Source organism: Psychromonas sp. Urea-02u-13, from assembly GCF_002835995.1.
Taxonomy (GTDB): Bacteria; Pseudomonadota; Gammaproteobacteria; order Enterobacterales; family Psychromonadaceae; genus Psychromonas.
This window is the reverse complement of sequence record NZ_PJBZ01000250.1, coordinates 1-557: the sequence shown is the minus strand read 5'-3', so window position 1 is coordinate 557 and position 557 is coordinate 1. Positions and strand designations below refer to the sequence as shown.

1 protein-coding gene is annotated in these 557 nt (G+C 45.1%); it reads right to left on the bottom strand.

The genetic code is table 11. The annotated features are described in order from the left end of the window. A partial coding sequence (locus tag CXF74_RS21645) for a calcium-binding protein (protein WP_269800785.1) occupies positions 1-557 on the bottom strand: 557 nt, incomplete at both ends.

Here is a 557-nt window from a genome sequence, read left to right as displayed (position 1 = left end):
CCAATATCAGGTGATTGCCATCACGGCGAATCGTTAACGCATCTTTCGTAATTCCTTCTCCAAGGACAATACGGTCTGTTTTATTATAAGAGCCTGAATAATAAACTTTATTATCAGAATCATTAATCGTATCGTGACCATCACCTAAACCAAATACATACGTATCAGCTCCAACAGTTCCTTCTAAGCGGTCATCTCCTAGGCCACCCTCAAAAGTATTACTTGCAACACTCGTATGGTCGCGCTGGTAGTAACCATTAGTACTTCTCGCGCTTGTTTGACGGTTCACTTTCAGCGTGTCATCACCCGCACCACCATCAAGTGTGTTACTGCCACTGCCATCAACCGTTAACGTATCATTACCCTCACCACCTTGAAGCTGGTCATTACCACTTTGACCATGAAGCGTATCATCACCTAAGCCACCATCAACAATATCGTTACCGCCACCGGCATTAACCGTATCGTTACCTGCTTGTGTGGCAATACCTTCAGAGAAACCTGACCCCTGAATGACATCGTCGCCTGCTGTCACGTAGGCTGGAAGTTCAAATATT